Source organism: Pseudonocardia sp. TMWB2A (assembly GCF_017312135.1).
Genome location: NZ_QKQY01000002.1, coordinates 1280333 through 1292506, shown reverse-complemented (window position 1 = coordinate 1292506; position 12174 = coordinate 1280333). Strand labels below are relative to the sequence as shown.

Below are 12174 nucleotides of genomic sequence, written 5' to 3'. Positions count from 1 at the left end.
GAGATCCACTCTGGAGGGAGTCCGTGATGCGTCTGCGGAGGGTGACGGTGCGGGGGCCGTCGATGTCCCCGGCCCTGTCCGACGGTGACGTCGTGCTGGTCCGTTTCGGTGCACCCGTCCGGTCCGGCGACGTCGTCCTCGTGACCTGGGAGTCCCGCCCCGGACAGCTGTCGGTGAAGCGGGCCGTGCACCCCGACGGCGACGGCTGGCACGTCCGCGGCGACAACCCGTTCGGCTCCACGGACTCGGCCATCCTGGGCCCCGCCCGCGTCCACGCCGTCGCCCGCCACCGCCTCTGGCCTCGCCCCGGCCGGGTCCCCGCCCTCCGCCGCTGAGTCCCGCACGGGATCCGGCGTCCCACACGGGTCCCGATCCCGTGCGGGACGCCCGAACCCGTGCGGGAGCCGCCGGCTGACGTAGCGTCGGGAGCCATGGTGGTGGGTGGCGTCGTGCAGGTCGGGGACGGGCTGGCTGTCGGGCCGGATCTCGTCGGCGCCGCGGAGGTCGCGACGGGGCAGGCGCTGGCCGCGCTCGGCGTCGTCCCCGACCTCGTGGTGTTCTTCGTCTGCCCCGGTGCGGGGGCCGCCGCGCCGGTCGAGGAGGTCGAGGCCGCGGGGCTGCGGGTGATGGAGCTCGCCGCGCCCGGCGCGACGATCGGGACCACCGCGCACGGCGTGATGGCCGACGGCCGCGGCGTCGAGGGCGAGCCCGCCGTCGCCGTCTGGGCGGCGTCGCTGCCCGGCACCCGGGTCCGGACGATCTTCCCGGTCGCCGAGCGCCGCCCCGGCGCCGGACCGGACGGCCGCGACGCGATCGGCGTGCGCGGCCTGGTCCCGCCCGCCGAGGACGACCGGGTCGCCGTCCTGCTCGCCGACCCGTTCGCGTTCCCGGTCAGCGGGGTGCTGGACCGGCTCGCCTCGACGAACCCGGGCTTCCCGGTGATCGGCGGCCTGGCCAGCGGGCCCGGCGGTCCCGGGGCCAACCGGCTGTTCGCCGGCGGCACCGTGCACCACGGCGGCGCGGTCGGGGTGCTGCTCGGCGGCACGTCCGACGCGCGGGTCGTCGTGAGCCAGGGATGCCGCCCGATCGGGCCGCCGATGGTCGTCACCCGCGCGGAGGAGAACCGGATCGCCGAGCTCGCCGGGCGGCCCGCGGCGGAGCGGCTGCGCGAGATCGTCACCGCGCTGCCGCCCGAGGAGCAGCAGCAGGCGCTGACCGGGCTGCATCTGGGCGTCGCCGTCGACGAGTACGCCGAGTCCCACGACCGCGGGGACTTCCTGGTCCGCGCGGTGCTGGCCGTCGACGTCGGCGACGGCGCCGTCATCGCGGGCGACGTCGTCGAGGTCGGCACCACCGTGCGCTTCCAGGTCCGCGACGCCGCGGGTGCCGCCCAGGACCTGCACGAGCTGCTCGCCCCGGTGCGCCGCGCCGCGCCGGCCGCGGGCGCGCTGCTGTTCTCCTGCAACGGCCGCGGCGCCGGCATGTTCGGCGACGCCGATCACGACGTGCACGCCGTGCGCGTCGGCCTCGACCCGCACGCGAGCGGGTCCGGCGACGCGGCCGGTCCCCGGGTGGCCGGCTTCTTCGCCGCCGGGGAGATCGGACCGGTCGGGCCGGGCAACCACCTGCACGCGTTCACCGCGTCCGTGCTGGTGGTCTGAGACCTCAGCGCAGGGTGCGGAAGAACCCCCGCACCTCGTCGACGAAGGACTCGGGCTGCTCCAGCGACGGGAAGTGCCCGCCGACGTCGGGACGCGAGAACCAGCGCAGGTCGGTGTAGCGGCGCTCCAGCCAGGACCGGGGGAGCTTCACCATCTCGTGCGGGAACTGGGCGACGCCGGTCGGGACCTCGACGTCGTCGAGGCGGCGGCGGGCGAAGCTCTCCCAGTAGATCCGCGCCGACGACGCGCCGGCCGAGCCCAGCCAGTACTGCATGACGTTGTCCAGCAGCCGGTCCCGGCTGATCACGTTCTCCGGGTGGCCCGCGCAGTCGGTCCAGTCCCAGAACTTCTCCACGATCCACGTGCACTGCGCGGCGGGGGAGTCGGCGAGCCCGTAGCCGATGGTCTGCGGACGGGTGGACTGCTCGGCGGAGTAGCCGGAGCCGTAGCGGGAGAACTCCTTGGAGAAGCGGATGTCGGCCTTCTCCTGCGCGGTGAGCTCGGCGGCGTCGTCGGGCTTGGGGGCCAGCGCCATCGTCAGATGGATGCCGTAGAGCATCTCCGGGGCCGCGGTCCCCAGCGCGGAGGTGATCATCGAGCCCCAGTCGCCGCCCTGCGCGGCGAAACGCTCGTAGCCGAGCCGGTCCATCAGCTGCGCCCAGGCGACGGCGATCCGCTCGACCCCCCAACCGGTCGTCGTGGGCTTGCCGGAGAACCCGAACCCGGGCAGCGTCGGCACGACGACGTGGAAGGCGTCGGCCGGGTCCTCGGGGTCGGTCAGCGCCGGCAGCACGCCGAGGAACTCGACCAGCGAGCCCGGCCAGCCGTGGGTGAGCAGCAGCGGCATCGCGTCCGGGTGCTTCGAGCGGGCGTGCAGCACGTGGATCTCGACCGAGTCGTCGCCGCCGCCGTCGAGGCCGGTGCGGTACTGCGGCCACGCGTTGATCTCGGCCTCGACGCGGCGCCAGTCGTAGCGGGTGCGCCAGTACTCGCACAGCTCGCGGGCGTAGTCCAGCGGGACGCCCTGGGACCAGCCGTCGACGGTCCCCGGGTCCGGCCAGCGGGTGCGGGCGAGCCGCTCACGCAGGTCGTCCAGCTCGGCGTCGGGGATCTCGATCCGGAACTCGCGCACGTCGTCACGGTGGCACGGAACGCCACGACGGGCGTACCGGCCACGGCATCGGAACGATCACGATGCGGCGAGCGCCCGGCTGATCCCGCGGGCCGCCGCGCGCACCGCGGGCACCAGGGTGTGCGGGTTCGTCGCGGCCGGCACGACGATCGACAGCCCGGCGACGACCGGCCCGTCCCCGCTGCGCACCGGGGCGGCCACCGACATCGACACCTCCTCGATCTGCCGGTCGGACACCACGAAACCGCTGGTCCGGACCTGGGCGAGCAGAGCCCGGACGCCGTCGGCGCGGCACACCGTCCACGGCGTGAACCGGCGGATCGGCCGGGCCAGCACGGCCTCGACCGCGGCCGGGTCGGCGTGCGCGAGCAGCACGAGCCCGACCCCGGTCGCCGTCGAGGGCAGCCGTGACCCGGTCCGGGTGACGATCGAGACGGCGTCGTGGCTGGACAGGCGCTCGACGTAGACGACCTCGCCGGCGTCGTCCGGGTCGAGCACGGCGAGCTGCACGTTGTGCCGGGTGACCTCGTGCAGGTCCTCCAGGAACGGCATCGCCGCCTCCCTCAGGCCGTGGCTGGCCGGGGCCAGGTGCGCGATCTCCCAGAGCCGCAGCCCGATCCGGTAGCGGCCGTCGTCGCCGCGGTCCAGCGCCCCGCCCGCGGCGAGCTCACCGGCGATCCGGTGCACCGTCGTCAGCGGGAGCCCCGTGCGCCGGGCGATGTCGGTCAGCCCGAGCACCGGGGCCTGCGCGCTGAACGCGCCCAGCACGTCCAGCACCCGCGCGGTGACCCCCGAGCGGACCGGACGCGTCGTCATGACCGGGCATTCTTCCGTAGAGCGGAAGCTCGGTCGAATGGCCGCGCCCGGGAACGGGAAGGTGGGTCCCATGACGCAGCGACGCGAGTCCCGGACCCAGGTCGGCATCGTCGGGGCGGGCCCTGCCGGGCTCGTGCTGGCGAAGCTGCTGGCGCTGGCCGGTGTCGACTCGGTCGTGCTGGAGGCCCGCGACCGCGGCTACGTCGAGGCCCGGGTCCGCGCCGGGGTGCTGGAGGCACCCACGGTCGAGCTGCTGCGCGGGATGGGCGTCGCCGGACGGCTGGACCGCGAGGGCATGCCGCACACCGGCATCTCGCTGCGCTTCGCCGAGGCCCCCGGCGCCCCCGCCGCCGACCACCGGATCGACTTCGCCGACCTCGTCGGCACCGGGATCACCGTCTACGGCCAGCAGGAGGTCGTGAAGGACCTGCTCGCCGACCGCGTCGACGACGCGGGCCTGCCCGTCGAGTTCGGCGTCTCCGGCGTCGCCCTGCACGACGTCGACACCGACACCCCGTCGGTCACCTACGCCGACGCCGACGGCGCCGAGCACGTCCTGCGCTGCGACGTGATCGCCGGCTGCGACGGCTTCCACGGCGTCTCCCGCCCGCTGGTGGCCCCGGACGTCGCCGAGCGGGTCTACCCGTTCTCCTGGCTCGGGGTGCTCGCAAAAGCCGCGCCCACCACCGACGAGCTCGTCTACGCCCACCACGACGACGGCTTCGCGCTCTACTCGATGCGCAGCCCCGAGGTGACCCGGCTCTACGTCCAGGTCCCGAACGACACCAGGTCGGCCGACTGGTCCGACGCCCGCATCTGGGACGCCCTGCACACCCGCCTGGCCTGCAACGGCTTCATCCTGCACGAGGGCGAGTTCCTCGAGAAGCCCTCGGTCACCCCGATGCGGAGCATGGTCGCCTCCCCGATGCGCCGCGGACGGCTGTTCCTCGCCGGCGACGCCGCGCACATCGTCCCGCCCACCGGGGCGAAGGGCATGAACCTCGCCATCGCCGACGTCCGGGTGCTCGCCGACGCCGTCGTCCGCGCGCTGCGCGACGGCGACACCGGCGGCCTGGACACCTACTCCGACACCTGCCTGCGCCGGGTCTGGCGGGCCGAGCACTTCTCCTGGTTCATGACCTCGATGCTGCACCGCTTCGACCCCGCCACCGAGGGCGGCGACGCGTTCGGCGTCGGCCTGCAGCGCTCCCAGCTGCGCTACACCGTGACCTCCCGCGCCGCCGCGACGAGCCTCGCCGAGAACTACGTCGGCCTCCCGCACGGCGCCGTCTAGACCCCACCCACCACGAGGAAGGACCGCCGATGCAGGGCTACGCCCCCGTCCCGGCCGGGACCCACGCACCGCTGCTCTCACCGGACTACCGCAGCACCACGCTGCGGGCGCCGTCCGAGCAGCCGGTGATCCTGCCCCAGCGGCTCACGGAGATCACCGGCCCGCTGCTCACCGGCCCGGTCCGCCCCGGCGACGACGACCTCACCGTCGGCGCCGGCGGCGAGGCTCTCGGCCAGCGGATCGTCGTCGCCGGGCGGGTGCTCGACTCCGACGGCCGCCCTGTCCCGGACACCCTCGTCGAGGTCTGGCAGGCCAACGCCGCGGGCCGCTACGCCCACCGCTGGGACAACTGGCCCGCCCCGCTCGACCCGAACTTCACCGGCGGCGGCCGGGTCCTCACCGACGCGCAGGGCAACTACTCGTTCACCACGATCAAGCCCGGCGCCTACCCGTGGGGCAACCACCACAACGCCTGGCGCCCCGCCCACATCCACTTCTCGCTGTTCGGGCGGGCCTTCACCCAGCGGCTGGTCACCCAGATGTACTTCCCGGACGACCCGCTGTTCGGCCAGGACCCGATCTACAACGCGACGCCGGAGGAGGCCCGCGGTCGGCTGGTGTCCACCTTCGACCTCGACGCGACCCGCCCCGAGTGGGCGCTGGCCTTCCGCTTCGACATCGTGCTGCGCGGCCGCGGCGCCACTCCGTTCGAGGAGCCCCACGCATGAGCCTGCCGCTGACCCCCACCCAGACCGTCGGCCCGTACCTGTCGCTGGGCCTGCCCTGGCCGGACGGCCCGGACGTCGTGCCCGACGGCACCCCGGGCGCCGTCCTGATCGGCGGGACCGTGGTCGACGGCACCGGCGCGCTCGTGCCCGACGCGCTGGTCGAGACCTGGCAGGCCGACCCGGACGGCCGCTTCGACCACCCCGACGACCCGCGCGGCGCGGCGAAGTCCACGGTGGAGGGCCTCCGCGGCTTCGGCCGCTGCCCCACCGACGACGAGGGCCGGTGGTGGATCCGCACCGTGCTGCCCGGTGCGCTGCCCGACGGTTCCGGTGCGGGCTCCGCCGAGGCTCCGCACGTGAACGTCTCGGTGTTCGCCCGCGGCCTGCTCGACCGCGTCGTCACCCGCATCTACTTCCCCGAGCACGCCGACGCCCACGCCACCGACCCGCTGCTCGCGGCGGTCCCGGAGGCGCGCCGGCACACGCTCGTCGCCGTCGCGGAGGGCCCGGGCCGGTACCGGTTCGACATCCGCCTGCGCGGCGAGGGGGAGACGGTGTTCCTCGCACTGTGACGGTGCCCGGCCGCGCGCGCACCCGCCCGGGGCATCACCCCGTGAAGGTGTGACGCGTCCGGTTGATTCCCGGTGATCCGTCGGGGGTACTCCTGCGAAGATCTACCCAGCAGGGGCGGGAGGACCGGTGGACGCAGCACAGTCGGCGGCACACGTGCCGTTCGGGGACCCGGCGACCTCCGCGGCCCGGGTCCCCGGGCCCGTGACCGGTGCCGTCGTCGCGCTGTCGCGGCGGTACCCGCTGGCCGCGCAGCTCGCCCGCTACGCCGCCGTCGGCGGTGGGGCGACGGCGCTGAACGCCGCGCTGTTCCTGCTGTTCCGCCCGGTGCTCCCGGCCGTCCCGGCGAACCTGGTCGCGCTGGTGCTCACCACCGCGATCAGCACCGAGGCCAGCCGCCGCTTCGCCTTCGACGGCGCCCCCGCGCACCGGCTGCGCGAGTGGGTGCAGGACGCGGGCACCGTCGCGTTCTACGCGACCTACACCTCCGCGGTGCTGCTCGCGCTGCACCAGCTGGCCGGGGCCACCACGCCGGGGGAGGAGGCCGCGGTCGTCGCGGCCGCCAGCCTCGCCGGCGGGCTGCTGCGGTTCGCGGTGCTGCGGTTCTGGGTGTTCGATGTGGCACGGCCGGCCGCCGCCGGCGCGCGACCCGACCAGGGAGGACGGCACCCGTGCCCGGAACAGTCGACTTCGACGCCTTCGACCTGACCGTCGGCCCGCCCGAGGAGCGGGTCGTCGTCCACGGGGTGCGCGGCGGCGAGGGCCCGCCGGTGCTGCTGCTGCACGGCTTCCCGCAGACCCACGCCATGTGGGGGCCGCTCGCGGCGGACCTGGCGCGAGACCACACCGTCGTCGCCACCGACCTGCGCGGCTACGGCGAGTCCGGCCGCCCCGCCGACGGCGAGAACCACGCCGGCTACTCGTTCCGGGCGATGGCCGCCGACCAGGTCGACGTCATGGCGCGGCTCGGGTTCGACAGCTTCGCCGTGGTCGGCCACGACCGCGGCGCCCGCGTCACCCACCGGATGCTGCTCGACCACCCCGAGCGCGTCGCGCGGGCGGCGCTGCTCGACATCCTCCCCACCGCCTACGTCTACGCCCACACCGACCGGGCGCTGGCGACGGCGTACTACCACTGGTTCCTGTTCATCCAGCCCGCCGACCTGCCCGAGCGGCTCATCGCCGGGGACCCGATCGGCTACCTGCACTCGCTGCTCGGCGGCTGGGGCTCCGGGCTCGACGCGCACCCGCCCGAGGCGCTGGCCACCTACGAGCGCGCGTTCGCCGACCCGGCGGCCCGGCACGCGATGCTGGAGGACTACCGCGCCGGGGCCTCGATCGACCTCGAGCACGACGCCGCCTCCGCCGCCGCGCACGAGCGGATCGCCGCTCCCACACTGGTGCTGTGGGGCGAGCGCGGCGTCGTCGGCGCGAACGACGAGAGCCCGCTCGACGTCTGGCGCCGCGCCGCCGCCGACCCCGCGCTGGTCACCGGCGAGGCGGTCACCGGGGCCGGGCACTTCCTGGTCGACGAGCAGCCCGCCGCGACCACCGCCGCGGTCCGCGCCTTCCTCGGCGGCTGAGCCGCGGCCGGGGCCCGACCGCGGACTGCGCTCAGCCGCGGACGGCGTGCACGATCCCCCAGGTCAGCTTCCCGGCCCGGCCACCGTCCACCCAGTGCTGCAGGCCCGCCTTCATCGCGGTCAGGTAGGGCCCCGAGATCGACGACGACAGCTCCTCCTCGTGCGCCACCAGCTCCTCGCGTACCCGGCGGTAGTGGGTCGGCAGGTGCTCGGCGTGGTCGAGGAACCGGACCCCGGTGAAGCCCCGCCGTTCCAGACCGCCGGTGTAGAAGCCGGGCGTGGCCATCGTGGACAGTGCGATGCGGTCGAGGATCGGCTGGATCGAGGACTGGTCGAGCCCGTCGACGGCCATCGGGTCGGTGAACACCACCTGCCCGCCGGGGCGGAGCACCCGGGCGATCTCGTCCAGCACGGTGTCGCGGGAGCCGGAGTGCAGGAACGCGTCCTGCGACCACACCAGGTCGACCGAGGAGTCCTCGACCGGCACGTCCTCGTAGCTGCCGGTGGTCACCTCGACCCGACCGTCCAGGCCCTGCTCCCGGGTCATCCGCTCGTTGCGGGCGTTCTCCACCGGGGAGAGGTTGAGGCAGTGCACCGTGGCCCCGTGCGCGACCGCCAGCCGGCGGGCCGCGCCGCCGTAGCCCGCCCCGAGGTCGAGCACCCGGGTGCCTGGGCCGACCCCGGCGACCTCGGCCATCCGGGTCACCGTGCGGGCGCTGGCGACCGAGATCAGCTCGTCCGGTGCCCGGTAGACGCCGACGTGGATGTCCTCCCCGCCCCAGACCCGGGAGTAGAAGGTGTCGGCGTCGTCGGAGTCGTAGTAGGACCGGGCGGTGTGCTCGGCGGTGTCCTGGGTCGTCCGTGTCACTCGGCGTCCTCCTGGTCGAGGTAGGCCTTCTCGGCGATGTGCACGAAGAAGTCGGGCTCGTCGTCGGCGTAGGTCGACTGGAAGTCGCCGAAGGTCTCGACCCGCTGGAACCCGACCTCGTGCATGAGACGGCGGGTGTAGTCCTTGCGCAGCGGGAACATGTTCAGGTGGTACTGGGACCCGTCGGGGAACCGGTAGCGGAACCGGGCGAGGCCGTCGTCGACGTACTCCGGCTCGGCGACGACGTCGTCACCGCAGTAGTAGTACCGGTGCGTCGAGGTGAAGCCGTTGTCGAGGATCGCGTCGTAGTTGCGCTGGTCGAGGACCAGCACGCCGTCGTGCGAGAGCATCGCGTAGAACTCGGCGAGCGCCCGGCGCCGGTCGCGCTCGGAGAACAGGTGGGTGAAGGAGTTCCCGAGGCAGATGATCGCGTCGTACTCGCCGTGCACGTCCCGGTTGAGCCACCGCCAGTCCGCCTGGACCACGCGCAGGACGTGCCCGCCGAAGCGCATGCCGTTGTCGAAGGCCTTCGCCAGCATCTCGGCGCTGCCGTCGGCCGACACCACGGTGTCGAAGCCCTCCTCGAGCAGCCGCACCGAGTGGAAGCCGGTGCCCGTCGCGACGTCGAGGACGCTCCGCACACCGCGCCGCTGCAGCTGCTCGACGAAGAACCGGCCCTCGCTCGCGTAGCGGGCGCGCCAGTCGATGAGCTCGTCCCACTTGTCCACGAAGGACTGGACATACTCCTGCTTGTAGTGGGTGGACTCGCGGACCTCGGTCGGCGAGTCGCCGAACTCCTGCACGGTGCCGTCGAGCCCGGGTGGTCCGCTGCGCTGGTCGGCCGTCATGTACCGCGCCTCCTCGTCGAAGGTGTCGGGTGCGGGGCGGGCCGACCGTAGGGCGGGGACGGGCGTCCCGTCCGGTCCCCGGCCGCGGGCCTGGATCGGGCCCAGGAGTTGTGTTATACGCAACTCGGCCGGTCATCGGGGACGTTTTCGGACATCGCACGGCCGACGCGCTCGGCGGCGGGTGGCGCGCGCGCCGACCAGTGGTGTTACCCGGACGTCACACGGCGTCGGTCCGCTATGGACGACCGGTCACCGACGGCGGTCTCCGGGCGTGTCGCGAGGCCCCGTCGCTTACCCCGGGTGATCTGTGTTCCCGGTCACAGCACGGATCGGATTTCACCCGTCCGTCGCAACGGTGCCACCCCACAGCGCGGTGAGTGCGCGTCGCCGCTCCCCGCGGCCGAGCCCCCGCAGGTCGGCCACGCCCCGGTCGGTGACGACCACGTCGACGTCGTGCGACGGCGTCGTCACCGGTCCGCCGAGCCGCTCCACCAGGGTCGGGCGGCCCGGTGCGTGCAGGCCAGCGCGATCACCGACAGCCCCGGCCCGCGGGCCGCGGCGGCGGCGAAGTCCGGGTGCCCGCCGATCATCCCGGCCGCCGAGCCGGCGACGCCCTCCACGTTGACCTGGCCGGCCCGGTCGATCTCCAGGGCGGTGTTCAGCGCGACCAGCGGGCCCGGATCGGAGCCGAGCCGGGACACGTCGTGGGTGTACTCGACCGGGCGGACCGTGCCGTGCCCGGCGCGGCCCAGCCGGTCCGCCCAGTCGTAGAGCCGGGAGCTGCCGTAGAGCGCCGTCGCCGACGGCGTCCCGCGCAGCAGCCCGCGCTCGTCCAGGTCGACGACCGCGTCGGCGAGCAGCCCGGAGTCCACCGCGACCGGCACGTCCAGGGCCTCGACGAGTGCCGCGGCCAGCCGCCCGGGGCCGAACTGGATCCGCGCCCCGGCCGGGACGAGGCCCGCGACCGCGGCGGCCACCGCCCGGTCGGCGTCGCCCGGCGCGGGGGTGGCGACGGTGTGCGGGGCCCCGTCCGGCCCGTCGACCTCACCGAGCACCTCCACCCCGGCCAGCGGGGGACCGGCGTCGGCGTGCGGCGCGGAGCGGGACACGACCGCCGCGACCGGGACCCCGGCGTCGTACAGGCCGCGCATCCAGGACGCCTCCGCGCCGAACCGCAGCTCACCGCGGTCGTCGCGGACGACGGTCGCCAGCAGCAGGTCCGGGCGCAGCGGACCGGCCAGCAGCGCGGGCGTCGCCGAGAGCCGGGCCGGGACCCGGTGCGCGTGCCCGGACTCGATCAGCGCCCGCGCCCCCGGCCCCCCGACGACGGTCCGGATGTCGGCGAACGCCGCCGGGTCGAGGTCCGGGGCCGGGCCGGGCACCCAGCCCAGCACGAGCCGCACACCCCCGGCCCGGGCCGCGACCGCCGAGAGCGGGCGGGCGAGCGCGTAGGGGAGCCCGCACCCGTCGGCCAGCGCCACCCGGGAACCCGGTGTGACCAGCTCGGACAGGCCGCGTGCGAGGTCACCGTCGACGCCCATGCGCCCATCCGACCACAGGGCTAGCGTTGGCGGGCATGGGGACCGACCAGGGCAGCGGTGAGTTCGTACGGGAGGCGCTCGGGGTGGCCGAGCGGATCACGGCCGACGGGTCGTCGCCGTGGCCGGTCGAGGCGGGCCGCTACCGCCTCGTCGGCGCGCGCGCCTGCCCGTGGGCGAACCGGGTGATCATCACCCGGCGGCTGCTCGGGCTGGAGGACGCGATCTCGATGGGCGTCGCGGGCCCGCTGCACGACGAGCGCAGCTGGCGCTTCCACCTCGACCCAGGCGACGTCGACCCCGTGCTCGGCATCGAGTACCTGCGCGAGGCCTACGAGAAGGCCGTCCCCGGCTACGACGAGGGCGTCACCGTCCCCGCGATGGTCGAGGTCGCCTCGGGGAAGGTCGTCACCAACGAGTACGCGCTGCTGGAGCGCGACCTGTCCACCCAGTGGCGGGGGCTCCACCGCGAGGGCGCCCCGGACCTGTGGACCGACCCGGAGGCGATCGAGGAGATCGGGAAGGGGATCTTCCACGACGTCAACAACGGCGTCTACAAGTGCGGGTTCGCCTCGTCCCAGGCTGCCTACGACCGCGCCTACGACGCCCTGTGGTCCCGGATGGACGAGCTGTCCGAGCACCTGTCGACGCGCCGCTACCTGGTCGGTGACTCGATCACCCAGGCCGACATCCGGCTGTGGGTGACCCTGGTCCGCTTCGACGCCGCCTACCACGGCCACTTCAAGGCCAACCGGCACAAGCTCACCGAGCTCCCCGTGCTGTGGGCCTACGCCCGGGACCTGTTCCAGACCCCCGGCTTCGGCGACACCATCGACTTCGAGCAGGTCAAGCAGCACTACTACGGCGTGCACGCGTCGGTGAACCCGACCGGGATCGTCCCGAAGGGGCCCGACACCGCCGGCTGGACGACCGCGCACGGCCGCGAGGAGCTGGGCGGGCGCCCGTTCGGCGACGGCACCCCGCCCGGCCCGCCGCCGGAGTCCGAGCGGGTCCCCGCGATCGGCTGAGCCCCGCATCCGGCGGAGCGGGTCGGGCCGGGGCAGCCGGTGACCGCGGCGCGGCGGGGGCGCCGGGCCGCGGCGGGCCTGTCACGATGGTCGCGATGCGAGTGCCTG

14 protein-coding genes are annotated in these 12174 nt (G+C 74.7%); 8 read left to right on the top strand and 6 right to left on the bottom strand.

Annotated elements, in window-relative coordinates:
* Positions 1-26: 26 nt before the first annotated feature.
* Together DMP17_RS20425 and DMP17_RS20420 are read left to right on the top strand one after the other, a co-directional pair.
* The gene (locus DMP17_RS20425; RefSeq protein ID WP_443217898.1) at positions 27-335 is read left to right on the top strand and encodes a S24/S26 family peptidase; all 309 of its coding nucleotides are present in this window, start codon (positions 27-29) and stop codon (positions 333-335) included.
* A 96-nt stretch (positions 336-431) separates the two neighbouring features.
* Positions 432-1661 (top strand): FIST signal transduction protein, encoded by a 1230-nt coding sequence (locus DMP17_RS20420; protein ID WP_226355535.1) that lies wholly within the window; start codon positions 432-434, stop codon positions 1659-1661.
* A gap of 4 nt (positions 1662-1665) precedes the next feature.
* Here DMP17_RS20420 and DMP17_RS20415 read toward each other — a convergent pair whose 3' ends face one another.
* Both DMP17_RS20415 and DMP17_RS20410 read right to left on the bottom strand, forming a co-directional pair.
* On the bottom strand, positions 1666-2793 hold the full coding sequence (locus DMP17_RS20415; RefSeq protein ID WP_226355536.1) for an epoxide hydrolase family protein: 1128 nt from the start codon (positions 2791-2793) through the stop codon (positions 1666-1668).
* A gap of 57 nt (positions 2794-2850) precedes the next feature.
* A complete protein-coding gene (locus DMP17_RS20410) occupies positions 2851-3609 on the bottom strand; it encodes an IclR family transcriptional regulator (RefSeq protein ID WP_226355537.1) in 759 nt (252 codons plus the stop codon).
* A 70-nt stretch (positions 3610-3679) separates the two neighbouring features.
* Here DMP17_RS20410 and DMP17_RS20405 point away from each other — a divergent pair, with 70 nt between their 5' ends.
* From DMP17_RS20405 to DMP17_RS20385, 5 genes are all read left to right on the top strand, one after another.
* The gene (locus tag DMP17_RS20405) at positions 3680-4903 is read left to right on the top strand and encodes a 4-hydroxybenzoate 3-monooxygenase (RefSeq protein ID WP_337830326.1); all 1224 of its coding nucleotides are present in this window, start codon (positions 3680-3682) and stop codon (positions 4901-4903) included.
* 29 nt (positions 4904-4932) lie between these two features.
* Entirely contained in the window at positions 4933-5631 is a 699-nt protein-coding gene (gene pcaH, locus DMP17_RS20400; protein ID WP_226355539.1) for a protocatechuate 3,4-dioxygenase subunit beta, read from the top strand.
* Entirely contained in the window at positions 5628-6203 is a 576-nt protein-coding gene (gene pcaG / locus DMP17_RS20395) for a protocatechuate 3,4-dioxygenase subunit alpha (protein ID WP_337830325.1), read from the top strand. The genes pcaH and pcaG overlap by 4 nt, the downstream gene beginning before the upstream one ends.
* Positions 6204-6330: 127 nt before the next feature.
* On the top strand, positions 6331-6909 hold the full coding sequence (locus DMP17_RS20390) for a GtrA family protein (protein ID WP_337830324.1): 579 nt from the start codon (positions 6331-6333) through the stop codon (positions 6907-6909).
* Positions 6873-7784 (top strand): alpha/beta fold hydrolase, encoded by a 912-nt coding sequence (locus tag DMP17_RS20385; RefSeq protein ID WP_226355542.1) that lies wholly within the window; start codon positions 6873-6875, stop codon positions 7782-7784. The genes DMP17_RS20390 and DMP17_RS20385 overlap by 37 nt, the downstream gene beginning before the upstream one ends.
* A gap of 31 nt (positions 7785-7815) precedes the next feature.
* On the opposite strand, the gene DMP17_RS20380 is transcribed toward DMP17_RS20385, so the two are convergent.
* The 4 genes from DMP17_RS20380 to DMP17_RS20365 all read right to left on the bottom strand — a co-directional run bounded on the left by DMP17_RS20380 (position 7816) and on the right by DMP17_RS20365 (position 11041).
* Positions 7816-8652, bottom strand: a complete 837-nt coding sequence (locus tag DMP17_RS20380; RefSeq protein WP_308253080.1) for a methyltransferase domain-containing protein — start codon at positions 8650-8652, stop codon at positions 7816-7818.
* The gene (locus DMP17_RS20375; RefSeq protein WP_308016790.1) at positions 8649-9500 is read right to left on the bottom strand and encodes a glycine/sarcosine N-methyltransferase; all 852 of its coding nucleotides are present in this window, start codon (positions 9498-9500) and stop codon (positions 8649-8651) included. The genes DMP17_RS20380 and DMP17_RS20375 overlap by 4 nt, the downstream gene beginning before the upstream one ends.
* A gap of 336 nt (positions 9501-9836) precedes the next feature.
* Positions 9837-9971 (bottom strand): acetyl-CoA hydrolase/transferase C-terminal domain-containing protein, encoded by a 135-nt coding sequence (locus DMP17_RS20370; protein WP_337830323.1) that lies wholly within the window; start codon positions 9969-9971, stop codon positions 9837-9839.
* A complete protein-coding gene (locus DMP17_RS20365; RefSeq protein WP_337830322.1) occupies positions 9968-11041 on the bottom strand; it encodes an acetyl-CoA hydrolase/transferase C-terminal domain-containing protein in 1074 nt (357 codons plus the stop codon). Before DMP17_RS20365 ends, DMP17_RS20370 begins: the two co-directional genes overlap by 4 nt.
* 35 nt (positions 11042-11076) lie before the next feature.
* On the opposite strand from DMP17_RS20365, the gene DMP17_RS20360 reads away from it, so the two are divergent.
* Positions 11077-12066, top strand: a complete 990-nt coding sequence (locus DMP17_RS20360) for a glutathione S-transferase family protein (RefSeq protein ID WP_337830321.1) — start codon at positions 11077-11079, stop codon at positions 12064-12066.
* Positions 12067-12174: the final 108 nt, after the last annotated feature.

Excerpts from the sequence above, each read along its gene's own strand:
- DMP17_RS20425 (WP_443217898.1), top strand. The coding sequence starts at position 27 with ATGCGTCTGCGGAGGGTGACGGTGCGGGGGCCGTCGATGTCCCCGGCC.
- DMP17_RS20420 (WP_226355535.1), top strand. The coding sequence starts at position 432 with ATGGTGGTGGGTGGCGTCGTGCAGGTCGGGGACGGGCTGGCTGTCGGG.
- DMP17_RS20410 (WP_226355537.1), bottom strand. The coding sequence starts at position 3,609 with ATGACGACGCGTCCGGTCCGCTCGGGGGTCACCGCGCGGGTGCTGGAC.
- DMP17_RS20405 (WP_337830326.1), top strand. The coding sequence starts at position 3,680 with ATGACGCAGCGACGCGAGTCCCGGACCCAGGTCGGCATCGTCGGGGCG.
- pcaH (WP_226355539.1), top strand. The coding sequence starts at position 4,933 with ATGCAGGGCTACGCCCCCGTCCCGGCCGGGACCCACGCACCGCTGCTC.
- pcaG (WP_337830325.1), top strand. The coding sequence starts at position 5,628 with ATGAGCCTGCCGCTGACCCCCACCCAGACCGTCGGCCCGTACCTGTCG.
- DMP17_RS20375 (WP_308016790.1), bottom strand. The coding sequence starts at position 9,500 with ATGACGGCCGACCAGCGCAGCGGACCACCCGGGCTCGACGGCACCGTG.
- DMP17_RS20365 (WP_337830322.1), bottom strand. The coding sequence starts at position 11,041 with ATGGGCGTCGACGGTGACCTCGCACGCGGCCTGTCCGAGCTGGTCACA.
- DMP17_RS20360 (WP_337830321.1), top strand. The coding sequence starts at position 11,077 with ATGGGGACCGACCAGGGCAGCGGTGAGTTCGTACGGGAGGCGCTCGGG.